At 63.4% G+C, this 24,360-nt stretch carries 21 protein-coding genes and 4 tRNA genes; 14 read left to right on the plus strand and 11 right to left on the minus strand.

Annotated features, from left to right (window positions below; translation table 11 throughout):
• Positions 1–23: 23 nt before the first annotated feature.
• Positions 24–109: transfer RNA gene (locus HKX24_RS07940), tRNA-Leu, on the minus strand.
• 220 nt (positions 110–329) lie between these two features.
• Here HKX24_RS07940 and HKX24_RS07945 point away from each other — a divergent pair.
• From HKX24_RS07945 to HKX24_RS07965, 5 genes are all read left to right on the plus strand, one after another.
• Positions 330–1,010, plus strand: a complete 681-nt coding sequence (locus HKX24_RS07945) for a DsbA family oxidoreductase (RefSeq protein WP_271691698.1) — start codon at positions 330–332, stop codon at positions 1,008–1,010.
• A gap of 46 nt (positions 1,011–1,056) precedes the next feature.
• Positions 1,057–1,737, plus strand: a complete 681-nt coding sequence (gene lipB, locus HKX24_RS07950) for a lipoyl(octanoyl) transferase LipB (RefSeq protein ID WP_271691699.1) — start codon at positions 1,057–1,059, stop codon at positions 1,735–1,737.
• A 186-nt stretch (positions 1,738–1,923) separates the two neighbouring features.
• Complete coding sequence (gene ctaD, locus HKX24_RS07955; RefSeq protein WP_067261244.1) at positions 1,924–3,597, plus strand: cytochrome c oxidase subunit I; 1,674 nt, start codon at positions 1,924–1,926, stop codon at positions 3,595–3,597.
• A gap of 219 nt (positions 3,598–3,816) precedes the next feature.
• Positions 3,817–3,891: transfer RNA gene (locus HKX24_RS07960), tRNA-Gly, on the plus strand.
• A 155-nt stretch (positions 3,892–4,046) separates the two neighbouring features.
• Positions 4,047–4,121: transfer RNA gene (locus HKX24_RS07965), tRNA-Gly, on the plus strand.
• Between the two features lie 250 nt (positions 4,122–4,371).
• On the opposite strand, the gene rlmB is transcribed toward HKX24_RS07965, so the two are convergent.
• On the minus strand, positions 4,372–5,148 hold the full coding sequence (gene rlmB / locus HKX24_RS07970) for a 23S rRNA (guanosine(2251)-2'-O)-methyltransferase RlmB (protein ID WP_271691701.1): 777 nt from the start codon (positions 5,146–5,148) through the stop codon (positions 4,372–4,374).
• A gap of 113 nt (positions 5,149–5,261) precedes the next feature.
• Here rlmB and HKX24_RS07975 point away from each other — a divergent pair.
• Positions 5,262–5,345: transfer RNA gene (locus HKX24_RS07975), tRNA-Tyr, on the plus strand.
• Between the two features lie 80 nt (positions 5,346–5,425).
• On the opposite strand, the gene HKX24_RS07980 is transcribed toward HKX24_RS07975, so the two are convergent.
• On the minus strand, positions 5,426–6,001 hold the full coding sequence (locus HKX24_RS07980; protein ID WP_271691702.1) for a hypothetical protein: 576 nt from the start codon (positions 5,999–6,001) through the stop codon (positions 5,426–5,428).
• Between the two features lie 92 nt (positions 6,002–6,093).
• Between HKX24_RS07980 and HKX24_RS07985 the strand changes: the two genes are divergently transcribed.
• Positions 6,094–7,098, plus strand: coding sequence for a hypothetical protein (locus tag HKX24_RS07985; RefSeq protein ID WP_271691703.1), 1,005 nt, complete (start codon positions 6,094–6,096; stop codon positions 7,096–7,098).
• Positions 7,099–7,174: 76 nt separating this feature from the next.
• Complete coding sequence (locus HKX24_RS07990; protein WP_271691705.1) at positions 7,175–8,467, plus strand: O-acetylhomoserine aminocarboxypropyltransferase/cysteine synthase family protein; 1,293 nt, start codon at positions 7,175–7,177, stop codon at positions 8,465–8,467.
• A gap of 51 nt (positions 8,468–8,518) precedes the next feature.
• Here the strand turns inward: HKX24_RS07990 and HKX24_RS07995 are convergent, their stop codons facing one another.
• Positions 8,519–9,220 carry an SIMPL domain-containing protein gene (locus HKX24_RS07995; RefSeq protein ID WP_271691706.1) on the minus strand — a complete coding sequence of 234 codons (702 nt, stop codon included), beginning with the start codon at positions 9,218–9,220 and terminating at the stop codon, positions 8,519–8,521.
• Positions 9,221–9,371: 151 nt separating this feature from the next.
• Here HKX24_RS07995 and HKX24_RS08000 point away from each other — a divergent pair, with 151 nt between their 5' ends.
• Positions 9,372–12,182: a hypothetical protein gene (locus tag HKX24_RS08000; RefSeq protein ID WP_271691707.1), complete on the plus strand. Its 2,811-nt coding sequence runs from the start codon at positions 9,372–9,374 to the stop codon at positions 12,180–12,182.
• Positions 12,183–12,243: 61 nt separating this feature from the next.
• On the opposite strand, the gene hppD is transcribed toward HKX24_RS08000, so the two are convergent.
• Positions 12,244–13,338 (minus strand): 4-hydroxyphenylpyruvate dioxygenase, encoded by a 1,095-nt coding sequence (hppD, locus tag HKX24_RS08005; RefSeq protein ID WP_271691708.1) that lies wholly within the window; start codon positions 13,336–13,338, stop codon positions 12,244–12,246.
• A gap of 137 nt (positions 13,339–13,475) precedes the next feature.
• Here hppD and HKX24_RS08010 point away from each other — a divergent pair, with 137 nt between their 5' ends.
• Together HKX24_RS08010 and HKX24_RS08015 are read left to right on the plus strand one after the other, a co-directional pair.
• On the plus strand, positions 13,476–13,931 hold the full coding sequence (locus HKX24_RS08010) for an Lrp/AsnC family transcriptional regulator (RefSeq protein ID WP_067262495.1): 456 nt from the start codon (positions 13,476–13,478) through the stop codon (positions 13,929–13,931).
• A gap of 18 nt (positions 13,932–13,949) precedes the next feature.
• Positions 13,950–15,863: a monovalent cation:proton antiporter-2 (CPA2) family protein gene (locus HKX24_RS08015; protein WP_271691709.1), complete on the plus strand. Its 1,914-nt coding sequence runs from the start codon at positions 13,950–13,952 to the stop codon at positions 15,861–15,863.
• A gap of 37 nt (positions 15,864–15,900) precedes the next feature.
• On the opposite strand, the gene cobT is transcribed toward HKX24_RS08015, so the two are convergent.
• A complete protein-coding gene (gene cobT / locus HKX24_RS08020) occupies positions 15,901–16,914 on the minus strand; it encodes a nicotinate-nucleotide--dimethylbenzimidazole phosphoribosyltransferase (RefSeq protein ID WP_271691710.1) in 1,014 nt (337 codons plus the stop codon).
• Positions 16,915–16,993: 79 nt separating this feature from the next.
• Here cobT and cobS point away from each other — a divergent pair, with 79 nt between their 5' ends.
• Positions 16,994–17,800: an adenosylcobinamide-GDP ribazoletransferase gene (gene cobS, locus HKX24_RS08025; protein ID WP_271691711.1), complete on the plus strand. Its 807-nt coding sequence runs from the start codon at positions 16,994–16,996 to the stop codon at positions 17,798–17,800.
• Between the two features lie 52 nt (positions 17,801–17,852).
• Here the strand turns inward: cobS and HKX24_RS08030 are convergent, their stop codons facing one another.
• The 5 genes from HKX24_RS08030 to HKX24_RS08050 all read right to left on the minus strand — a co-directional run bounded on the left by HKX24_RS08030 (position 17,853) and on the right by HKX24_RS08050 (position 23,007).
• Complete coding sequence (locus HKX24_RS08030) at positions 17,853–18,365, minus strand: CarD family transcriptional regulator (protein WP_007120274.1); 513 nt, start codon at positions 18,363–18,365, stop codon at positions 17,853–17,855.
• Positions 18,366–18,678: 313 nt separating this feature from the next.
• Positions 18,679–19,014 (minus strand): ferredoxin FdxA, encoded by a 336-nt coding sequence (fdxA, locus tag HKX24_RS08035; protein ID WP_271691712.1) that lies wholly within the window; start codon positions 19,012–19,014, stop codon positions 18,679–18,681.
• Positions 19,015–19,065: 51 nt separating this feature from the next.
• On the minus strand, positions 19,066–19,449 hold the full coding sequence (locus HKX24_RS08040) for an RNA-binding S4 domain-containing protein (protein ID WP_271691713.1): 384 nt from the start codon (positions 19,447–19,449) through the stop codon (positions 19,066–19,068).
• A complete protein-coding gene (locus HKX24_RS08045; RefSeq protein ID WP_271691714.1) occupies positions 19,450–22,434 on the minus strand; it encodes a helicase-related protein in 2,985 nt (994 codons plus the stop codon).
• 15 nt (positions 22,435–22,449) lie between these two features.
• Positions 22,450–23,007, minus strand: coding sequence for a hypothetical protein (locus HKX24_RS08050; protein WP_271691716.1), 558 nt, complete (start codon positions 23,005–23,007; stop codon positions 22,450–22,452).
• A gap of 74 nt (positions 23,008–23,081) precedes the next feature.
• On the opposite strand from HKX24_RS08050, the gene HKX24_RS08055 reads away from it, so the two are divergent.
• Both HKX24_RS08055 and HKX24_RS08060 read left to right on the plus strand, forming a co-directional pair.
• The gene (locus HKX24_RS08055; RefSeq protein WP_271691717.1) at positions 23,082–23,372 is read left to right on the plus strand and encodes an SCP2 sterol-binding domain-containing protein; all 291 of its coding nucleotides are present in this window, start codon (positions 23,082–23,084) and stop codon (positions 23,370–23,372) included.
• Entirely contained in the window at positions 23,372–24,319 is a 948-nt protein-coding gene (locus HKX24_RS08060; RefSeq protein ID WP_271691718.1) for an alpha/beta hydrolase, read from the plus strand. Before HKX24_RS08055 ends, HKX24_RS08060 begins: the two co-directional genes overlap by 1 nt.
• Positions 24,320–24,360: the final 41 nt, after the last annotated feature.

Raw genomic sequence — 24,360 nt, forward strand, 5'->3', positions numbered from 1 at the left:
TCGCTTTGCATTGCAAAGCATGGTGGTGCGGTCGGAGAGACTCGAACTCTCACGGGTGTTACCCCACAGCGACCTCAACGCTGCGCGTCTACCATTCCGCCACGACCGCACGCCATGGTTGGTGGGCGGGGTTTAGCCAAAGACCAAGGGCTTGTGAAGAGGCAATCTGCAAATTTTTTCAATGCGTTTCAGAAAGCGGGTTCAGCCCTCGATTTTCCGCAGCCGCACCCCCGATCACAATCCCCTTACCGCCCTACAATCTGACGGCTCAGCCGTTGAAAGCGCGCGTTCGGCGGGCCATCTGTGACGCAAGCAAGAAGGAACACGCCATGCCCGCAGACACCGCCACCCCCGCAGATACCGCCACCGTACAAATCGACATCGTATCGGATGTGATGTGCCCTTGGTGTATCGTGGGCTACAAACAACTTGAGCAAGCACTCGGCGCGGTTGGCGTCGGCGCCTACGTGCGTTGGCACCCCTTTGAGTTGAACCCGCAGATGCCAGCAGAAGGCCAGAACATGGCCGAACATCTGGCCGAGAAATACGGCTCCACCCCTGCCCAATCGGTCGAAAATCGCAAACGGCTAACGCAGATGGGCCGAGACTTGGGCTTTACCTTCAACTTTTCCGACGACACGCGGATGCAAAACACCTTTGCCGCGCATCAACTGCTGACATGGGCGCAGGCCCAAGGGCTGCAACACCCGCTGAAGATGGCCCTTTTTGACGCGCATTTCACCCAAGGGCGCAATGTGAACGACACTGATGTGCTCGCCGATGTTGCCGCTTCCGTCGGATTGGACCGGGATGAAGCGCTCGAAGTGCTCCGCAGCGGCAGTTTTGCCGAACAGACGCGCGAAGCGCAGCAATTCTGGACTTCGCGCGGCATCTCCGGCGTGCCGTCGATGATCTTCGAGGGCAAATACCTGATCACCGGGGCGCAGGGGGCAGAAAACTATGCCCAAATCCTGCGCAAGGTCTTGGAGGAACGCGACGCCGCCGCCTGACACTGTGCCTCTGGCGGTGCGGCGCGGGTCTTGCTAAGGCATCCCCATGGTTGAATGGATCATCACCGACGGCTTGACCGATTACCGCAGCGCCGAGGCGTGGATGGAGGCGCGTGCCACCGCCATCGCCGCCGGTGAGGCCGAGGAATGCATCTGGCTGGTCGAACATCCCCCGCTCTACACCGCCGGAACCTCGGCGCGGGTGGAAGACCTGACAGAGCCCGACCGCTTTCCCGTCTACCCCACCCGGCGCGGTGGGCAGTATACCTACCACGGGCCGGGCCAGCGTGTGGCCTATGTGATGCTCAACGTCGCCGCTCGGGGACGCGATGTGCGCTGTTTCGTGCGCCAGCTCGAAAATTGGGTCATCGCCACGTTGGATCAATTCAACCTGCGCGGCGAAATCCGCCCCGGTCGCGTCGGCGTTTGGGTGCAACGGCCCGAGAAACCCGCCCAGCCCGATGGCAGCCCCGCCGAAGACAAGATCGCCGCCATTGGAATCAGGCTGCGCAAATGGGTCAGCTTCCACGGCATCAGCATCAATGTGGAGCCGGACCTCAGCCATTTTGGCGGCATCGTTCCCTGCGGCATCACGAACCACGGCGTGACCTCGCTGGTCGATCTGGGCCTGCCCGTCACGATGGACGATGTCGATCTGGCCCTGCGCGCCACCTTTGATGAGGTCTTTGCCAGCGACCCCACCGGCAGTTGCGACATCACCCCCTAACAGCAGCAAAGCACGCGCCAAGCGCCCCAAAGGCCGCATTTTACGGCGATCGCCACAGCGCAAAAAATACCCACCCTGCGACCATCGCGCCCATTGCCCCCGCGAGACGGTCGCTCTAAAACGGGCGCGACACCGCATGTGCCGCCTATGGCGCCATGTGTCCAATTCATTTGCAGGAGGCACCGCATGGCAGACGCAGCCATTCACGGCCAAGATCATCACGACGACCGGGGGTTCTTTACCCGGTGGTTCATGTCCACCAACCACAAAGATATCGGTATTCTGTACCTTATCGTCTCGGCCTTGGTCGGTCTTATTTCGGTGGCATTCACCGTCTACATGCGCCTTGAGCTCATGGATCCGGGCGTTCAATACATGTGTATGGAAGGCGCGCGTTTCATTGCGGATAGCTCTGCCGCCTGTACGCCAAACGGCCACCTGTGGAACGTGCTGATCACCGGCCACGGCATCCTGATGATGTTCTTCGTCGTGATTCCCGCGCTCTTCGGCGGTTTCGGCAACTACTTCATGCCGCTGCAAATCGGCGCGCCGGACATGGCCTTCCCGCGGATGAACAACCTCAGCTTCTGGCTCTATGTCGCGGGCACCACGCTTGCGGTCTGCTCGCTGCTGACACCCGGCGGCAACGGCCAGCTCGGCTCCGGCGTGGGCTGGGTGCTCTACCCGCCGCTTTCGGTCCGCGAAGCGGGCATGTCGATGGACTTCGCGATCTTCGCGGTGCACGTCTCCGGTGCCTCCTCGATCCTCGGCGCGATCAACATGATCACCACCTTCCTGAACATGCGTGCCCCCGGCATGACGCTGTTCAAAGTGCCGCTCTTCGCGTGGTCGATCTTCGTCACAAGCTGGCTGATCCTCCTGTCCCTGCCGGTTTTGGCGGGCGCGATCACCATGCTCTTGATGGACCGCAACTTCGGCTTCGCCTTCTTCGACCCCGCAGGCGGCGGTGACCCGATCCTCTACCAGCACATCCTGTGGTTCTTCGGCCACCCCGAAGTCTACATCATCATCCTGCCCGGCTTCGGCATCATCTCCCACGTCATCGCGACCTTCTCGCGCAAACCGGTCTTCGGCTACCTGCCGATGGTCTGGGCGATCATCGCGATCGGTGCTCTGGGCTTCGTCGTCTGGGCGCACCACATGTACACCGTGGGCATGACCCTGAACCAACAGGCCTACTTCATGCTGGCCACCATGGTCATCGCGGTGCCGACGGGTGTGAAGGTGTTTAGCTGGATCGCCACCATGTGGGGCGGCTCAATTGAGTTCAAAACACCGATGCTCTGGGCCTTCGGCTTCCTGTTCCTCTTCACCGTCGGTGGCGTCACCGGCATCGTGCTGAGCCAGGCCGCTGTGGACCGCGCCTATCACGACACCTACTACGTCGTGGCGCACTTCCACTACGTGATGTCGCTCGGCGCCGTCTTCGCCATCTTCGCGGGCATCTACTTCTACCTGCCCAAGATGACGGGCCGCATGTACCCCGAATGGGCCGGCAAGCTGCACTTCTGGGCGATGTTCATCGGTGCCAACCTGACCTTCTTCCCGCAGCACTTCCTGGGCCGTCAGGGCATGCCGCGCCGCTACATCGACTACCCGGAGGCATTTGCCTACTGGAACCAGTGGTCCTCGATCGGCGCCTTCCTCAGCTTCGCCTCCTTCCTCTTCTTCTTCGGGGTGATGGCCTACACGCTGACCCGCGGCGCGCGCTCCACAGCAAACAACCCGTGGAACGAATTCGCAGATACGCTGGAATGGACCCTGCCCAGCCCGCCGCCCGAACACACGTTCGAGCAGCTTCCGAAACAGGAAGACTGGGACAAGCAGCACAGCCACTAAGCTGACCCAAACCACAAAGGCCCCGCTCTCCCGCGGGGCCTTTTCTTTTGCCCCCACTCCTCTGACAGCCGCCCCCCCCCTCCAACTTCATCCTTTCTCAAATACCCTCGGGGGTCCGGGGGCAGAGCCCCCGCCTTACGCAAATTTTTCCACCAAAAACCACATTTCCCTCTTGAAGCCCCCCGCCCCAATAGGTATCTCGCCCTCACCAGACGGTAAGCGGGCGTAGCTCAGGGGTAGAGCATAACCTTGCCAAGGTTAGGGTCGGGCGTTCGAATCGCCTCGCCCGCTCCATCTGGACTTCACAGGGTCGCATCTTCGGATGCGGCCCTTTGTGTTTTCCGCCCCCAAAACCTTCCCGAAAAAAATTGCCGCGCGACGCTCAGATCGCTACATTTCCCCCTTGCAGCCCCCTGCGGGAATGGGTATTCCCCCCTCACCAACCGGATGCGGGCGTAGCTCAGGGGTAGAGCATAACCTTGCCAAGGTTAGGGTCGGGCGTTCGAATCGCCTCGCCCGCTCCAGGTTGATCCTACCACCCCGTAGGAAACGCAAAGCCGCCCTTCGGGGCGGCTTTTGTGTATCTAGCCCTACATAAAAAAACGCCCCATGACGAACACGGGGCGTAAGGTACGGAACGAGGGACAGTAGGTGGCCGGCAGGCGTTCCGGGCCTGCGGTCACCTTTAAATTTAGGAAGCCTTAGCCGTTTTCAAAGGGGCCGGGCCCAGCCGCCCTGCCCCCTGTTCGAATTTGAGCCAGTTCTTGCCGATTCTCAGCCGCCAACCCGGCTGGCATAAAGCGCGATAGCCGCCGCGTTGGAGACGTTGAGCGAGCCGAAACCGCCCGCCGCATCAATCCGCACCAGCGCGTCTACGGTCTCGCGGGTCTTCTCCCGCAGCCCCGGCCCCTCGGCCCCCAGAACAAGCGCCACAGGGCGGTCACGGCGGCCTTCGACGGCTTCCTCGATGGTCTGCGTCGCCTCGCCATCAAGCCCCAGCACCAGATAGCCCATCTCCTGCAAGGCCCGGATGGCATCGGCAAGGTTGCGGACCCTCAGATAGGGCTGGCGCTCCAGCGCACCGCTGGCGGTTTTGGCCAGCGCCCCGGTCTCGGGCGCGGAATGATGTTTGGTGCCGATGACCGCCGAGGCGCCAAGCACTTCGGCAGAGCGTAGGATCGCACCGACGTTATGCGGATCGGTCACCCGGTCGAGCAGCAAAAGCCGCGGCGCGGAATCACCGATGGCCACATCTTCCAATCGGCCCCAGTTCAGCGGCTTCACCTCCAGAACGGCACCTTGGTGGACCGAGTTCGGATCGAGCGGCGGGCGGAACTTGCGCGGGTCCACGACCTGCGGCGTGATTCCCGCCTCAACGATGGCCTCTTCCAGCTTCGCCTGCGCGTTCGGCGTGACCATCAACTGCAATTTTTCACGGCGCGGGTTCATCAGCGCATCGCGCACCGCATGCAGGCCGAACAGCCAGACCGTCTGCGCCGCTTCGGCCTTCTTGTCCTGCTCTTTTTGCACGACCCATTTGGGTTTCTTCATCTCTTTATCCTTTCGTGCGATTTCCCCAAGATTTCTCAGGAATTCGCCTTGACGCTTCTTTGGCTCGCTTGTAATCACGCCCCCACGTCAGGTGCAATGCACCGGGACAAAGTGGGCGACAGGCCGCAAGGTGTGGCAGGGGACTGTAACTCCCTCGCGGAGACGCACGCCTGGTTCGATTCCAGGGTCGCCCACCACTTTCTCCCCCCTCGCGATAGTTCGTATGCGCAGTTAAGGCGCGCTCGTGGCGACCAATCAATGTCGGGCCCGATGGCCATCACGGGATCAACACATCGCTCCGCAAAAAACCCTCAAGCGCCATTCCCAGATCGTCGTAAACCAGTTGAACCCGAACCCTTTGAACCGCCCCGAGATCAAACGTCAGATAAGGCTGCGGGTCCCCCTCCAGAATCGCATTCGGCGTCGGCAATAAATCGTGACAGGGCGGCATCGGCAGATTCCGCATCGGCGCGTCGTTCACCGCGATTGCCATAGCGGCCAGCCCGCAGCGCCAGCTCCACAGTTGGGTCACATAGAGCAAGTCTCGCCCATCATACTCCCGCACGGCGATCCAATTCCCGCGGGTGGCGTTCAGAATAGGCCGCACCTCTGCGGCGGTGGTGAAACGGCCCGTGGGTGTCTGGTCTTCGGCGACCAAGCCGGAGGGCACGGCATCCATGTAGAATGCAGGCGGCGGGGCAGCCGGCGCCGGGGGCGCTGCCGGGCTGGCGGGGGCCGCAGGGCGTGCCGGAGCCTGCACCGTCATCGGCGCATCCGGTCGGCCTACCCCGTCCGAAGGCGTAGAGGGGCCGCCAAGGCTGATCGCGATCACGGCAAAGACAAAATCGAACATTCGAACCCCTTTCGCAGGCCGCTCAAATTGCTGGCTTTTGCCGACAGAGCCCTACCCCTATACTGGCCGAAAACCAAAGGCCGCAGTTAAGTATGACACGCAATTCGCGTATCCCGCAAATTTTCAACGTCGTCATCGTGGGCCAAGAGGGGCGGCTGGCCTATGAGGCGCTGCTCTTCGCCGCCTCCCTGCGCCATTCCTGCCCGGAGTTCCAAGGCCGCCTGCTGATCGCCGAGCCGCAGCCCGGCCCGCTTTGGGATCGTGATCCGCGCATCACCGACAGCGCGCTGCGCGAGGCGCTGAGCGAGCTTGGGGCGGAGTTCGTCCCCTTTGACAATCAGCATTTCGGCAGCGCCTACCCCAATGGCAATAAGATCGAGATGCTCAGCGCCCTGCCCGCGGGCGAACCCTTTGTTTTCTTTGACACCGATACGCTGATCACCGGCGATCTGTCGGCGGTGCCGTTTGATTTTGACCGCCCCTCAGCCTCTCTCAAACGCGAGGGCACATGGCCCAGGCCGCAGCTATACGGGCCGGGCTATAGCGCATTGTGGAAGTCGCTTTACGACAAGTTCGGCCTCGACTTCGCCAGCAGCCTCGACCTAAGCCAACCGGATGAACATTGGCGGCGTTATCTGTATTTTAACGCCGGGTTCTTTTACTACCGCTGCCCGAAGGAATTCGGCGATCTCTTTCTGCGCTACGCCCTGGCGGTACGCGACGACCCTCCGGTCGAGCTTTGCGCGCAGAGCTTTGATCCTTGGCTCGACCAAATCGTGCTGCCGCTGGTGATCCACGCCCTTGGCGGCGGGCGGGACACCCTGCCCGCTGGTCTGTTGGATGGTACGGTCTCCTGCCACTATCGCTTTCTGCCCCTGCTCTACGCGCGAGAGAGCGATCATGCGATCGAGGTGCTAGAGGCCATCACCGCCCCCAACCGAATGAAAAAGCTGCTCAAGCAGCGCGATGCGATCAAGCGGATGGTCTATCAGGGCCGCGGGGCCAAGGTGCGCGCGCTTTTCGATCAAGACAACCTGCCCCGCCGGGAACAGGCCATCCGCAACCGGATCAAATCAAACGGTTTCTGGATGCGCTGAGCCCCGCCTGCCCCGTTGTCTGGACGGGTCTTTGCGCCTAGGCTGCGCGAGAACCATTTTCTGAGAGGACAGACCAATGGCCGATAGCCCCACCCCACATTTCGACACGCTGCAAATCCACGCAGGCGCCAACCCCGACCCGGCCACCGGCGCGCGGCAGACGCCGATCTATCAGACCACAGCCTATGTCTTTCGCGATGCCGATCACGCGGCGGCTTTGTTCAACCTTGAGGAAGTCGGCTATATCTATTCGCGCCTGACCAACCCGACCAACGCGGTCCTGCAAGAGCGTATCGCCACGCTCGAAGGCGGTGTGGGCGCGGTCTGCTGCTCCTCGGGTCACGCGGCGCAGATCATGGCGCTTTTCCCGCTGATGGGACCGGGCAAGAATATCGTCGCCTCCACCCGTCTCTACGGCGGCACGGTCACCCAGTTCAGCCATACGATCAAGCGGTTCGGCTGGTCCTGCAAATTCGTCGACTTCGACGATCCGCAGGCCGTGGCCGATGCGATCGACGACGACACCCGCGCGGTCTTTGGTGAGGCCATCGCAAACCCCGGCGGCTATATCATGGATGTGCGCGCCATCGCGGATGTAGCCGATGCGGCGGGCATTCCGTTGATCATCGACAACACAAGCGCCACCCCCTACCTCTGCCGCCCGATTGAGCATGGCGCGACGCTGGTGGTGCATTCCACCACCAAATACCTCACCGGCAATGGCACCGTTATGGGCGGCTGCGTGGTGGATTCGGGCAAGTTCGACTGGTCTGCCAATGACAAATTCCCCTCTCTCAGCCAGCCTGAGGAAGCCTATCACGGCATGAAGTTCCATGAGACCTTCGGCCCCATGGCCTTTACCTTCCACGGCATCGCCATCGGGCTGCGCGACTTGGGGATGACGATGAACCCGCAGGCGGCGCATTACACGCTCATGGGGATCGAGACCCTGTCGCTGCGCATGGAGCGGCATGTGCAAAACGCGGTGAAGGTGGCCGAATGGCTCGAACAGGACGACCGGGTTGACTATGTCACCTATGCCGGGCTGAAATCCTCGCCCTATCACGAGCGGATGCAAAAGGTCTGCCCCAAGGGCGCGGGCGGGCTTTTCACCTTTGCAGTCAAGGGCGGCTATGACGCCTGTGTGAAACTGGTCAACAGCCTTGAGATCTTTAGCCATGTGGCGAACTTGGGCGATACGCGCTCGCTGATCATTCACTCGGCCTCCACAACGCACCGACAGCTGACGGCAGAGCAGCAAGAAGCGGCAGGGGCCGGTCCGGGCGTCGTGCGCATCTCCATCGGGACCGAGGACGCCGACGATCTGATCGCCGATCTCGATCAGGCACTGGCCAAGGCGACCAGCTAAACCACCTTCCCCCGCCGATCACCTCGGCGGGGGTTTTCCATCTGCGGCACCTTACTGCCCCGGCGCAATCGCAAAGGTCATCGACACCTGCGCCCGCACCTCAACCTCGCCTTCGGCCACGGCGCTGTCCATCGCCATCCCCATACGGGCGGATTCGAACATCTTGGGTTGCGCGTGGGAGTTTTCGGTCATGCGGATCAGCGTGCCAAGCTTCACCCCAGCCGCCTCGGCCAACTGCCGCGCGCGTTCGGTGGCATCCGCAACGGCGGCCTTGCGTGCCTCGGCCAGCGCATCTTTCGGGTCTTGAAGTCCGAAGTCCAACCCGTTGAAATCATTCGCACCCTCATCGATCACCGCATCCATCATCGCGCCCAAACGGTCCAGATCGCGCACCTTGACCGTCACGGAGTTGCCCGCCTGATAGCCAGTGATGCGCGGCGGCTGGCCGTTTTCATTCCCGCGGCGGTCATGCACCGGGCGCAGGTAGAAACGGCTGGTCTGACGGTCCTTCGCCGCGACGCCCTGCGCGTCGAGCTGGGTGAGGATCGCGCTTACGGCGGCATTCACCCCGTCCATCGCGGCCTTGGCGGTTTCGGCCTCTTCGGTCACGCCCAGAGTGATCGTTGCCATGTCGGGCGCGGCGGCGATGCTGCCTTGGCCGGTGACGATAATCCCCTCTTCCGGTCCCTGCTGGGCCGAGACCAATCCGGCCCCCGCCATCCACGCCAGCGCCACCCAATTCATCAGTCGCATGTTCGTTCCTTTCCGTGCATCAATGCGCCGCCATTTGCCCATCGCGGGCCGGTTCTGACAAGCACCTGCGCGGTGCGCACCCTTCCCTTGGGCGAACTCCTGCTCTATCCTTCGCGATGACTGCGGCGCGTCTGTAAGTGCGCCCGACCCCATGCTAAAGTCGACCGCGATGAAGCCGAATTTTACCCTCTCCCTGTCGTTCGACGGCATTCGTTTGCTCCACCGCACATCGGGCGGTTGGCAGCTTGTTGGTGAAGTGGCGCTCGACAGTGCCGATCTGGCGGCGGAACTGGCGGTCTTGCGCAAAACCGCCACGGCGTTGGAGCCCGGCGGGCTGCGCAGCCTGCTGTTGATCCCCGACGCGCAGATCAAATACCTCACCCTCGACACGCCGGATATGGACCCCGCCGCCCGCCGTGCCGCAGCGGCAGAGGCGCTGGAGGGGGCCACGCCCTATCCGGTTTCCGATCTGGTGTTCGATGTGCATGCCGATGGCGGGCAGAGCCATGTGGCCGCCGTGGCCCGCGAGACTTTAGACGAAGCCGAGGCCTTCGCGGTGGAGCACCGTTTCCACCCGGTCAGCTTCGCCGCCGCCCCGGCCAATGAGAGTTTCCATCGCGGCGCGCCGCATTTCGGCATGACGAAAGCCGCGTCGGACCTGCTGGAACCCGGCGAAACCGTGGAGCCTGAGACGGCCCCCATCGTAATTTCCGGCGTGATGAACGCGCCCGAAGGGCCGGTCGTGGACACGGATGAGACGACCCCCGTCGCCGAGCCTGAGCTTGCCCCGACGCCGGAGGAGACCCCGCCGCCGGTAGAGGAAGACCTGCCGGATTTGGGGTCGACCGAAGGCGCTTCGGAAGCCTCCCCCACGTTGGAGCCGACCCCCAAAGACACGCCACCGCCCTTGGACGAAGACCTGCCCGCCTTGGACGCTGCGGCGGAAACGGAGGCGACGGAAGACCCGGCAGAGGCCGAACTGGCCCCCACTCCAGAGGAAACCCCACCGCCGTTGGCAGAAGACCTGCCCGCGTTGGAGACCCACGCGCCAAGCGAGGAACCGGAAGAGACGGAGGCGGACGCGCCGCCCGCCCCCACGGGCAGCGTTGCGGCATCCGCAGCCCCCCTCGCGGCGGCGGCCAGCACGCAGACCGCGCCGCAGCCCGAGCCTTCGCGCAAGGTTGATTTCTCGGCACCGCCCTCGCGCAGCGCCCCTGCCGCCGGTTTTGCAAGCCGCCGTGGCGGGTCAGACAACGCGCCCAGCCTTGGCGGCGCGAGCCGGGAAACACCCCCGCCCCCGCCTGCCGCCAAAACGGAACCGACGCCCGCGCCCGCCCCCAGCACAGCCTCCCTGCCCGTCGGCGCGCCTTCGCCCGCCGCGGCCCCGCTTGCGCCGCAGATGCCCGTCGAACCGGCCACCGCCGCCGCCGCGACGGAGGCCGCAGCCCCCCAGCCCGACAGCAGCTCGCTGACGCCCGAGGCGACCACCTCCACCGGCACCTTCCTCAGCCGCCGCAAACCGAAAGCGTCGAAAGACCGCCGGACGGCCCCTGCCAGCCCCGCCGCGGCCACCCCGGCATCAGAGGCCGAGCGGATGACCGTCTTTGGCGCGCGCCGCCGGAACGAAGTCGGCGGCAAGCCGCGTTTCCTTGGCCTGATCCTGACGGCGGCGCTTTTGGTCTTCTTGGCCGGTGTCGCGGCTTGGGCCTCGATCTTCCTCGACGAGGGCAGCGCGCTTTCGCGGCTCTTTGGCGACCGCAGCCCGCGCAGCACAGCCGAAGCCTTGGCCCCTGCGGAAACTCCTGAAATCGAGAATGACATCGCCGTGCTGCCCCCCGAACCGGCAGCGCCTGACGCCATCGAAACCGCCGCCTTGGACGCCGGTCTGACCGACGAAGACGGTGCCGTGCTCGACGCGCTGCGCGACCCCGAGCCGCGCCCCCTGTCAGAGATGACCGAGGCCGAGATCGACGCCAAATATGCCACCACCGGCATCTGGGCCCGCGCCCCGGACGTGCCCCCGGCCCCGGCGGCGGCGATTGATATCGACGATCTCTACCTCACCAGCATCGACCCGATCAGCAGCACGACAGACGCCGTGGCCCTGCCGCCCGCCGATGGGTTCGGCACCGACATGGCCCCCGGCACGGTCAGCTCTCCGGCGGCGGCGGGCACACGCTTTGCGCTGGACGCGCGCGGCTTGGTCAAACCCACGACGCAGGGGGCGCTCAGCCCCGATGGCCATCTGGTCTACCTCGGACGCCCCGCCGTGCAGCCCCCCGCCACTCTGACCCGGCCAGACGCCGAACCGGCTGAGCCCGAGGTCGACAGCGCCTTGGCCGAGGCCCGGCCCCGTCCGCGCCCCGACGATTTGGCAGAGACGACCGAACGCGCCCAGCTTGGCGGGCTGACACGTTCCGAATTGGCCGATCTGCGCCCGCAACTGCGGCCCAAATCCGTTCAAGAAATCGCTCAGGAAGCGCTCGCCGCTGCCACGCCTGAGCCCGAGGTTGCCCCCATCGACACCAGCGGCGCGGTTGCCGCCGCCCTCGCCACGCCGCCGGCAATCCAAAACGCGACGAAACAGGCCACAACCCAGTCGCGCCGCCCCGATACCCGGCCCCGCAATTTCGACCGGATCGTGAAACGCGCCGCCCGCCGGGCTGCGCCTGCGCAGGTCGCGAGCGTGGCACCCAAGGCCGTGCAGCCCCGCTTTCCATCGAAAACCTCCGTGGCGAAACAGGCCACGGTGAAGAATGCGATCAACCTGCGCGACGTCAATCTGATCGGCGTCTATGGCAAGCCCTCGAACCGCCGCGCTCTGGTTCGGCTCAGCAACGGGCGCTATCAAAAGGTTGAGGTCGGCGACCGGATCGACGGCGGCCGCGTCTCGGCCATTGGCGATAGCGAGTTGCGCTATGTGCGCCGGGGTCGGAATGTCGTGCTGAAGATGCCGAACTAGGTCTCACCACAAAAAGGGACGCCGCAGCGCCCCTTTTTCCCTCCCCCGGATGTACTTCTGACTAGGTGGCCTCAAGCTCACCATTGTCGATCTGCTCTTGCTCGATCGATTCAAAGAGCGCCTTGAAGTTGCCCTCACCGAAACCATCGTCGCCCTTGCGTTCGATGAACTCAAAGAAGATCGGCCCGATCACGGTTTTCGAGAAAATCTGCAATAGGATGCGCGTCTCGCCCCCGTCGACCACGCCTTCGCCGTCGATCAGGATGCCGTGTTTCTGCATGCGGTCCAGCGGCTCTTCGTGGCCGGTCACCCGCTCTTTCGACATCTTGTAATAGGTCTCGGGCGGCCCGGGCATGAACTTCAGCCCATTGTCGGCAATCGCATCGGTGGCGTCATAGATGTTGCGCGCGCCGACGGCGATATGCTGGATGCCCTCGCCGTTGTACTTCTTGAGATAGGCCACGATCTGCCCGGTCTCGCCCCGGTCTTCGTTGATCGGGATGCGAATGCGCCCGCAGGGCGAGGTCAGCGCGCGGCTGGTAAGCCCCGTATATTTGCCCTCAATGTCAAAAAACCGGATTTCGCGGAAGTTGAACAGGTCGCCGTAAAACTTGAACCAGACGTCCATATTGCCCTTGTGAACGTTGTGCGTCAGGTGATCTAGGTAGTAGAACCCCACGCCCTCGGGCTTGGATGTGGCGATCCAGTCGTATTCCCAATTGTAGGGCGAGGTGTCGTAATACTGGTCGACGAAATAGATCAGCGAGCCACCGATGCCCATGATCGCGGGCACGTCGAGCACCTTGCCATCGCCCTTATATTCCTCGGCCCCATTGGCCACCGCGTGTTGCAGCGCCTTTTGCGCATCCACGACGCGCCAGCCCATCGAGGGGGCGCAGGGGCCGTGCTCTTCGACGAAGCGTGCGGCAAAGCTCTCGGGGTCATGGTTCAGGACATAGGTGATGTCACCCTGCTGCCAAAGCTCGATCTTCTTGGTCTTGTGATTGGCCACATGGACATAGCCCATTTTGGTGAAGACATCGCGCAGTGCCTGTGGGTCGGGGCTGGCAAATTCGACAAACTCGAAACCATCGGTGCCGGCGGGGTTCTCTGCCGTGATCTGCGATTTCGGGGCGTCATGCGGGAAAGGGCCCATGTCAGTCTCCTCTGCTTTGGGATTTGCCCCAGTCTACGCCGCAACCGCCGCGCGAATTGCGCGTATCGCAGCATTCAACTGGTCAATTTCGCGGAAGTGACGCATAGTACCTCCAAACCATGCGGAGATCGCGCATCATGCTCGATGAGATCGACAGGCGGCTGCTAACGGCGCTGCAAAAGAACGCCCACCTCACGGCGCAGGAGTTGGGGCAAGAACTGAACCTCTCCCCCAGCCAAGCCGGGCGCAGGCGTCAGCGGTTGGAGGTCGAAGGCTACATTCGCGGCTATCACGCGCGGCTTGATCCGGTGCGGATGGGGCTGAACGTCCAGGGCTTCGTGCAGGTCCATCTGGGCACCCACGGGCCGGAACATTCGGCGAGCTTTGCCCGGCTCATGGCCACCCGGCCCGAGATTGTGAGCGCTTGGACGATGACGGGGGATGCGGACTACCTCCTGAGGGTCTATTGTGACGATCTGCCGAGCCTGAACAGGCTCATTCACGACGTTCTTCTGCCCCATCAGGCCGTGAGCCGGGTGCATAGCCAGATTGTCATGGATCAACTGAAACAGGACGGGCCGCTGCCCACCTGACGCTGAAAGAGGACCGCAATGGAAGGTTTCCTGTTCCAAGCCTCCGTCTATCTGGCCGCCGCGGTGATTGCCGTGCCCATCGCCGCGCGATTGGGGCTGGGGTCGGTGCTGGGCTATCTGGCGGCGGGCATTCTGATCGGGCCGGTGCTGGGCCTCGTCGGGTCCGAGACGAAGGACGTGCAGCATTTCGCGGAATTCGGCGTTGTGATGATGCTCTTCCTGATCGGGCTGGAGTTGGAGCCGCGCGCGCTCTGGGACATGCGCCACCGTCTGCTGGGCTTGGGGGGCTTGCAAGTGCTGCTGTCGACCGCGGCGCTCATGGCCATCGCCATGGCTTACGACCAGCCGTGGCGCGTGGCACTGGCAATCGGGCTGACGCTGGCGCTGTCTTCGACGGCCATCGTGTTGCAAACCCTCTCGGAAAAGGGGCTGATGCGGACCCAAGGCGGGCGCTCCGTCTTCTCTGTCCTGCTGACGCAGGATATCGCGGTGATCCCCATTCTCGCCTTCCTGCCGCTGCTGGCCACGGGCATTCCGGGCGGGCTTTTGCCCGATGGGTCAATCTCGCTCGACCCGGAGGCGGTGGAGAATGCACATCGTGGGACCGAGGGCAGCCACGCGGGCGACGTCGCCCATACCGCACAGACCTTTGTCCAAAGCCTGCCGGGCTGGGGCGTTACGCTGGTCACCATCGGCGCGGTCGCCGCGATCATCCTCGTGGGCATTTACCTGACCCGTCCGGTGTTCCGCTACATCCACCTCGCCAAGCTGCGCGAGATGTATACCGCATTGGCGCTGCTGATCGTGGTGGGGATTTCCTCGCTGATGACCGTGGTCGGCCTGTCGCCCGCACTCGGCGCCTTTCTGGCGGGCGTGGTGCTGGCCAGCAGCGAGTTCCGCCATGAGTTGGAAACCGACCTCGAACCCTTTAAGGGGCTGCTCTTGGGGCTGTTTTTCATCACCGTGGGGGCGGGCATCAACTTTGCCCTGCTGTTCGAAAAACCGCTGATCCTGATCTGCATGGCGCTGTTGGTCATCATCGTCAAAGCGCTGATCCTGATGGTGCTGGGCCGCCTCTTCCGCCTCAAAGGCCGCGACGGTTGGCTTTTCACGCTGGCGCTGGCGCAGGCCGGGGAATTTGGCTTTGTGCTGGTCAGCTTTTCCCTCGCCACCGGCGTCATGCCCGACCCGATTGGCGAGACGCTTTTGCTGGTCGTGGCCCTAACCATGCTGATCACGCCGCTGCTTTTCATCCTGCACGACCTGATCAGCCGACGCCTTGACGACGGCGGCCCCGTCATCGCCGATGAGATCGACAGCAGCGGCCCGGTGATCATCGCGGGCGTCGGGCGCTTTGGCCAGATGGTGAACCGGATGGTCCAAGCCAGCGGTTTTCAAACCGTCGTGCTGGACCACAACCCCGAGACCATCGCCGTCATGCGGCGCTTTGGCTTCAAGGGCTTTCTGGGCGATCCGACGCGGCCTGACATCCTGCGCAAAGCGCGGCTGCAAGACGCCAGCGTCTTGGTGGTGGCCCTTGATGACCCGAAATCCGCGGTCTCTCTCATCTCCTACGCGCGCAAAGAGAACCCGAACCTGCATATCGTCAGCCGCGCGCGCGACCGCGAGGAGGTCTACCGCCACTATCAGGCCGGGTCGAATGACATCGTGCGCGAGATGTTCGACAGCTCGCTTCGGGCCGGGCGCTATGTGCTGGAAAACATGGGACTTTCGGATTTCGAGGCGAATGAGGCGCAAAAGCTGTTCTACGCCCATGACCGGGTCTCGGTCCGCGAATTGGCGGCGCTTTGGCGGCCCGATGTGCCGCCTTCGCAAAACGCCGCCTATGTGGCCCGGGCGAAGGAGTTGCAAAAGGATTTGGAGACCGCCTTTCTCAACCTTGGCGAAGACAAGGGCAAGGAAAGCGCCTGAACCGGGCAGCCCCTTTCGGGGGGCCACCAGCACCGCCCTATGCGTCGCTGACGCCCGCTTCGGCGAAGGTGGCCATGCCCGCGTGACAGGCGAGCGCGGTCTTGAGGATGCCAATCGCCAAGCCCGCGCCAGAGCCCTCCCCCAGACGCAGGTTCAACTCCAGCAGCGGCTCCTTGTCCAACGCGCCCAAGAGCCGCCGGTGACCGCTTTCCGCGCTGAGATGCCCCGCGACGCAGTGATCCAGCGCGCCGGGTGCCGTGCGCGCGAGGCTGAGCGCGGCGGCACAGCAGATGAAGCCGTCGAGGATCACCGGGATGCGCAAGGCCCGCGCCCGCGCCAAAGCTCCGGCCATCGCGGCCAATTCCCGCCCTCCGAGGCGGCGCAGCTGCTCTAGCCCATCGCCCTTGTCGGCATGCAGGACGACACCTTCAGCCACGACCTCGGTCTTCAGTGACAGGCCCGCGTCATTCACCCCGGTGCCGCGCCCGGTCCAGAACTCCGCCCCGCCGCCCAAAAGCGCCGTGACAAGTGCCGCCGCCGAGGTGGTGTTGGCGATGCCCATCTCACCCACGACAAGCAGATCGGCTTCGGGATTCACCGCCTCCCAGCCCGCCCGCAGCGCCTCAACGAATTCGTCTTCCGCCATCGCGGGCGCGACCGTGAAATCCTCGGTGGGCCTGTCCAAGGACAGCGGCACCACGTCGAGGCTCGCGCCATTGACCCGCGCGATCTGATTGATCGCCGCCCCGCCGTGCTGAAAATTCGCCACCATCTGCGCGGTCACCTCTGCCGGAAACGCCGAGACACCCCGCGCGGCGACCCCGTGGTTGCCTGCAAACACGATGATCTGAGGCGCGGCGATCTCGGCCCGCGCACCGCCGCGCCAGCCCCGATACCAGACCGCGAGGTCCTCCAACCGGCCAAGCGCGCCGGGGGGTTTGGTCAGCATGGCGTCATGGGCCCGCGCCTCTGCCATCGCCGCGTCGTCGCAGGCGGGCATCGCACGCAGCAGGCTGCGAAATTCGGTAAGACTGGCGAAAGACGTGTTCATATGCGGCCCTTTGCGGATTGATATTCAATCGTTTCTAGCCTTAGCCTGTCGGCGCTGAAAGTGCCGAAGGGGCGAAATAATGGCCATTCCCGACATCACCGCCCTGAGGCAGGCCTTCCGGCCCCGCGACATCGCCGTGGCCTTTGCCCTGCTGACCCGCCTGCCCCTGCCGCATTTCCACTTCCCGACGGTGGCGCACCGCCCCCCGGCCCGCAGCGCTTGGGCCTATCCATTGGTCGGGATCGTGCTGGCGCTGATTGCCGGGGCCGTCGGTATGGCGCTGACGCGCATGGGCGCGACGCCGCCGCTGGTCGCCGCCTTCGTGCTGCTGACACTCGTGATGCTAAGCGGGGCGATGCATGAGGATGGCCTTGCCGATTGCGCCGATGGGTTCTGGGGCGGCTGGACCCGCGAAAAGCGCCTGAAAATCATGAAAGACAGCGTGATCGGCACCTATGGCGTCGTGGCGCTGGTGCTGTCGCTTTTGCTGCGTTGGTATCTCATCAGCGAATTGATCACGGATGAGGCGCTGATCTGGGCGCTGGTCGTCGCCTCCTGCGGGTCGCGGGCGGCGATGGTCTGGGTGATGGACAGCCTGCCCACCGCCCGCCGCGATGGGCTGTCGGATCGCACAGGCCGCCCTGGCGAATTGGCAACCGCGGTTGCCGTGTTGATCGGCGTGGGGGTGATCGTGATGGCACCGGACTATTCGGCGTGGCGTTTAGCGCTGTTGGGGCTTCTGGCCGCGCTGGTGGTCCGTCAAATCGCCAAGCGCAAGATCGGCGGACAGACCGGAGATGTCTTAGGCGCCACCCAGCAAGTAACCGAAATTGCCCTGCTAACTGGCTGTCAGATGATGGCCTATGGCTGGCAGGCCATTCCATAAAAAAAACCACGCCCCCGGAAGGGACGCGGCCTTTTCTTAAATTCTGCGGCCTTTAGGCGGCGACGCGGCTTTCCAGCACATCGCCGACCTGTTTCGCAGCGGCGAGTTCGTCGCCCCCCGAAACAGCGGCCACTTCACGGGTCAGGCGCTCAAGCGCTGCTTCATAAAGCTGGCGCTCGGAATAGCTCTGCTCGCGCTGGTCGTCGGTGCGGTGCAGATCGCGCACGACCTCGGCAATGGCGATAAGATCGCCGGAGTTGATCTTTTGCTCATACTCCTGCGCGCGGCGGGACCACATGGCGCGCTTGACCTTTGCCTTGCCCTTGAGCGTCTTCATCGCGTGGTTGATCACATCGGGTGTCGACAGGGCGCGCATGCCGATTTCGGTCGCCTTATGGGTCGGCACCCGCAGGGTCATCTTGTCTTTTTCAAAGGAAATTACGAAGAGCTCCAGCGCGATACCGGCAACTTCCTGCTCCTCAATCGAGACGATCTGCCCGACGCCATGCGCAGGGTAGACGACGAATTCGTTAGGGCGGAAATCAAGCTTTTTCGATTTGGTCATATAGATCGCTCCTTGGCGCGCGGGGGAAGCCCCGCCATTAACTCAGACACCTGAACAGCACGTAAAACGCATGCGAAGCGCAGCCTGAGTGGTCTGCGTTCGGGTGCGTTTGAGTTAGAAATGTGAGGTCAACCTTGGCAGCAGGGTCGAAACATTATCAGGCTCGTGTGTTACAGCTTGAAGACACTATAGCACAGAATCACGCCTTTCGGAAGCGCCCCCAAGCCGCCATCGGCGGTTTCCCGGTCAATTCAGCGGGTTAACACTTAAAGTTGAGGTCACAGAGGCGCAACAAAGCGCGAATCGCCGTGCCTTAGCCGCCCTCGCCCGGTTTTTCGGAGAAGAGCTCCATCTTGCCCTCTTTGCCGTCCATCTCCTCTGCATCGGGCAGCGGGTCTTTCTTGGTGATGATGACGGGCCAAAGTTCGGAATACTTGCGGTTGAACTCCACCCATTTCTCCATATCCGGCTCGGTGTCCGGGCGGATCGCATCGGCGGGGCACTCGGGCTCGCAAACGCCGCAATCGATGCATTCATCGGGGTGGATCACCAGCATGTTCTCGCCTTCATAGAAGCAGTCCACCGGGCACACTTCGACGCAGTCGGTGTATTTGCAAGCGATGCAGGCGTCATTCACGATATAGGTCATGCGGAAACTCTGGCTGGATGTGTGAGAGACTAGCTAAACCGGGGCGCGGGATCATTCAAGGTGGCGCGCCTTAGAAAGATCAAGCTGCCTGCGGTCGCGCTTGGTCGGGCGGCCCTTTCCCTCAAAACCGGGATTTTCGGGCTGTCTGTCCTTTGATTTGGGCTGCGGCGGGGACAGATCGGTGTAGAGCGTCTGCGCTTCCGGGGCCGGGCCGCGGCGATGGCCGATCGCCTCGATGCGGATCACCCGCACATGGTCACCCTGCGGAAAAGTCAGCACATCGCCGGGGCCGACGTTGCTGGCGCGTTTCTGCGTCGGCGTGCCGTTGATCCGAACCGCACCGCCCGCCACCTGCGCGGCAGCGAGCGAACGGGTCTTGAAAAAGCGGGCGTGCCACAGCCATTTGTCCAGCCGCAGTTTCGCGCCCGGCTCCACTTACTTGTCGTCCTTCAGCCCCATCAGCGCGGCGGCAAAGGGATTGTCGGGGTCGATCTGCTTTTCCTTGCGCGGAGGACGGGCGGAGAAGTTCTGCGACTTGCCGCCCTTGTCCCCGCCGGGCTTGCGCCCTTTGCCTTTGGCAGGCTTGCCACGCGGCTTGCCTTGCCCTTGATTGCGGTCCCCGCCGCGACGGTTGCTACCGCCATTGCCACGCGGGCTGCGGGCCCATGTGAAGATGTAATAGGTCTCCATCTCCGGCCCGGCGACATCGGCATCGGGCGCGGTGCCCTGCGGGATTTCCTCCGCTGGTACTTCGGGGATGTTGGTGTCGACCTCGGGGTCTTCCGATGCCACGTCCGCGATAGGTGCGATGCCGTCGTCGGGTATCTGCGCCACATCTGCGGGGCGGTCGTCGGGGTTGGTCTCATCTGAAGGAGTCTCGATGATACCGCCCGCAGGTTCCTCGGCAGCGACATCCATGATCGGCTTGTCCGCCGCATCGTCACCGGGAAGATCGCTGTCGAGTTTCTCGGGCACTACGGTATCGGCGGAAGGGGCCATCGCGTCATGGCTGCCGTCTTTGGGCATCACCACATCAACGGGTTTCACCTTAGTCCGCTCATCCTTCTCGGCCTTATAGCCAAGGCCCTCCATCAGGTCGGCGAATTGCTCAAGCGTCATGCCGGTGATCGAAAGCATGTCAGGCTTGGCCTCGAACCCACCGCGCGAATCTTCGGCCCGCAGCATATCAGCGAGACGTTCCAGCATGTCGATGCGGATCGCGCGTTTGCCGGCGTTGCGGTAGCCCGACATGGTGTCGGCCCCGGCGGGTGCTTCGGCCTCGACCGGGATGGTCACCAGGCCGGGCGGGGGGGATTCTGGGAATTCGTTCAGCCCTTTGGCCAGCGACCAGAGCACCAGACGCAGACGTGTCGGCGCGGGTTTGAGCATCAGCGGCATGAAGATGGTGAACTGTCCAAAACGAATGCCATGTTTACGCAGCGCACCACGGGCGTCTTGATCCAGCGCCTTAACATCCTCGGCCACTTGGGCGCGGGGCAGAATGCCGAAATTCTCAACCAGTTGGAAAGCAAAGCCTCGGGCAAGACCTGTTAACGTCTCGTCTTTGCTCAGCCCCAACAGAGGCTCGAACAGCGCAGCGACCTTGCGGTCAATGAAATGCTGCAAACGGCGCTTTACCTTCTCCGCCACTTCAGGCCCGGCGATATCGTCGACGAAAACCTCGACCTGCGGCTTCAGCGCGTCGCTGCCAGCGGTCAGTTTGCCCACCGCGGCGCTGCCCCACATGAGGCCGCCCTGTTCGGTAAAATCAATCTCGGTGTCCGGGGCGTTGTAGAACCGGTCGGCGCGCAGATGGAACTGCGGAGCCAAGGCCTGCAATGCGGCGGTCTTCACCGTTTTGTCTTCAGCCGCACCCGCGCCCTTGTCCACCCGAAAGCGGAACCCGTCCAGCTTGCCTACAAATTCACCTTCAACGGTGACTTCACCGGTCTCGTTTACATCGGCCACCATGGCTTCCTTCTGTCCAAGCCGGCGCAGCAATACACTCGTGCGCCGATCTACAAATCTTTGAGTCAAACGCTCGTGCAGAGCGTCCGACAAGCGGTCTTCTACGACACGCGTCGTGTCGCGCCAATGGCTTTCGTCCTTTGTCCAGCCCTTGCGCTGCGCAACGTAGGTCCATGTGCGAATAAACGCGAGTCGTTTGGACAACGCATCAATGTCGCCATCGGTTCGATCAATTCGTTTGATTTGTCGTGCGAGCCAATCATCGGGGATATATCCGCGCTGGTGCAGATCGTTGAAAATGGTCTCGAGCAACCCGGCATGTTCCGCATGGCTGATGCCGCGGAAATCGGGAATCCGGCAGACATCCCACAGGAGCCGCACCGAGGCGCCATCCGTGGCCCGGGCAAAAACCTCATCCACCTGCGCCAGCGCCTTGAGCGCGCGCAGATCGTCGGATTCCCGCGCCCTGACCAGCCGCTCATCTTCGGGAGGCATTTCCAAGGTCTTGATCAGGCGGTCAATGCTGCCGAATTGCAAAGCGTGGTTGCGCCAGTTGATCTTGTTCTGCGGGGTAAAGTTGTGATCCATGATCGCGCGGGCAACGTGATCGTCCAGCGCGGGCGCGTCCCCGGTGGTGCCAAAGGTGCCGGATTTGAACCCGCGCCCTGCCCGGCCAGCGATCTGTGCCAGTTCATTCGGGGCCAAGGGCCGCATCCGCCGCCCGTCAAACTTACTGAGCGCCGAGAAGGCCACATGATCGACATCGAGGTTCAACCCCATGCCGATGGCATCGGTGGCAACCAGATAGTCGACCTCTCCGTTTTGATACATCGCCACCTGCGCATTGCGCGTGCGCGGAGAGAGTGCGCCCATCACCACCGCCGCACCGCCCTTCTGGCGGCGGATCAGCTCGGCGATGGCATATACATTCTCAACAGAAAAGCCGACGATTGCGCTGCGGGGTTTCATCCGGCTTATCTTTTTCTGACCTGCATAGATCAATTCGCTCATCCGGTCGCGGCGCATGAAATCGACGCCCGGAACCAGCGCCGCGATGGTGCCGCGCATGGTGTCGGCCCCCATGAACAGCGTCTCATGCAGGCCCCGCGCGCGCAGCAGACGGTCGGTAAAGACGTGGCCGCGCTCGGGATCGGCGCAAAGCTGGATCTCGTCGATGGCCACGAAATCCGCGCCCATCTCCTGCGGCATCGCCTCAACAGTGCACACCCAATACTGCGTGCGCGGCGGCACGATCCGCTCTTCGCCCGTGACCAGCGCCACCACCGAGGGGCCGCGCGCCTTGACGATCCGGTCATAGACCTCACGCGCCAAGAGCCGCAGCGGCAGGCCGATCACCCCGGTCCGATGGGCCAGCATCCGTTCGATTGCATAGGTCGTCTTGCCGGTATTTGTCGGGCCGAGAACGGCCACGACGCGCTTGTTGCCTGCCACCTGTCTATCCTTGAATTAAAGCTCGCGCCCGATGCCGTCCCGGCGCAGCCCCTCAAGGGCCACGCGGGCGTCTTCGTGATGCGGGTTGAGGGCGAGCGTCTTGCGGTAAAGTGCGGCCGCGCGGCCCAGATCTCCGAACTCCTGTATCATCACGGCAAGGCCGAAGATCGCGTTGTAATTGTCGGGGTTCAGCGCCAGCGTCCGCTCCAAATCATCCAACGCGGGGCCATAGAGATCGGCCCCGTAATAGGCCTGCGCCCGGGCATGAAACCCTTCGGCGAAACCGGGGGCGTGATCGGTCAGCGCGGTCAAATGCTCGATCGCCAGACGTGCATCGCCATCCGCCATCGCCTCCCGTCCCCGCGTCAGCAGCAAATCCATCGCAGCCGAACCAGAGCGCTGCCAATGCGCCTCGATCTCATGGGCGATTCTGGGGGCCTCCTCCGCCGGGGCCTCGCGCAGCTTTTGCAACAGCTCGGGCGGAGCCTTCTCGGCCACGGCCATGCCCGCAAGCAACACAAAGCTACCAACTGCCGCAACGGTATGTTTGAGGTTGACGGGTATGATGCGCATAACAAAACTGAATGTAACAGGCTGCCGCCGCAATTCCAGACGTAGCGGGGCCAAATGCCAAAAAAGGGCGAGCGATGAGCGATATTGTGAACGAAGCGGTAGTGGTGCTGAACGAAAAGCTGGCCGGCAGCGATTTTGACGGCACGGCCAAGTTCGACATCGAAGGTGAAGGCACCGTGATGATGGACGAAAACGGCGCCCGCGCGGCGGACGAAGAGGCCGACGTGACGCTGAGCGCGGATGCCGGAACCTTCCAGTCCATCCTCGAAGGCGACACCAACCCCACATCCGCATTCATGACCGGCAAGCTTAAGATCGACGGCGACATGGGCATGGCGATGAAGCTCGCCGCTGTTCTCGGTTGATGCAGCTGGACCCGGCCCCGCTCTACACCGATATCGCCCCCGGCCCCGATGGGGGCCAAGCCCATTGGGCCGAGACATCGGATGGCAAGCGGATCAGGCTGGGTCATTGGCGCTGCGCAGGCGCGCGGGGCACGGTGCTGCTCTTCCCGGGGCGGACCGAATATATCGAAAAATACGGGCTTTGCGCCGCCGATTTCGCGCGGCGCGGCCTTGCCACCATGGCGATCGACTGGCGCGGTCAGGGACTGTCGGACCGGCTTTTACCGGATGCGCGCGTCGGCCATGTGGATGTTTTCAGCGACTATCAGAAAGACGTCGCCGCCATGCTGCGCGCCGCGCGCAGCCTGAACCTGCCGCGCCCCTATTTCCTGCTGGCCCACTCCATGGGCGGCTGCATCGGCCTGCGTGCCGTGATGGAAGGGCTGCCGGTGCAGGCCGTCGCCTTCACCGGCCCGATGTGGGGCATCTATGTCGTCCCGCATCTGCGCGCGCTGGCGTGGTCCTTGGCGCAATTCATGCCCCGCGTCGGACAGGGCCACCGCCTGCCCCCGGGCACCAAGATCGAAGCCTACCCTGCCATCGCCCCTTTCGAGGACAACCTGCTGACCACCGATCCGCAGATGTACGACATGATGCGCGATCAACTGGCCGCCCACCCCGAGCTGAGCCTCGGCGGCCCCAGCTTCGTCTGGCTGCGCGAGGCACTGGCCGAGACCAAACACCTCGCCGGACGCTCGGCGCCTAACATTCCCTGCGTCACCTACCTTGGCAGCAACGAGCGTATCGTCGCCACCGACCGCGTCCACAAGCGCATGGCGCAGTGGAAAGGCGGGCGGCTTGAGATCGTACCGGGCGGCGAGCATGAGGTGCTGTTGGAGAGGCCCGAGTTGCGCAAGCCGATCTTCGACGGGCTGGAAAAGCTCTATCTGGGCAATATCACCGGTTAACCCCGCGCCTTAACCCCGCGCCCGCGTCATTTTCCTGTGCA

This window comes from Sulfitobacter sp. M85, assembly GCF_029285915.1.
Lineage (GTDB): Bacteria > Pseudomonadota > Alphaproteobacteria > Rhodobacterales > Rhodobacteraceae > Sulfitobacter > Sulfitobacter faviae.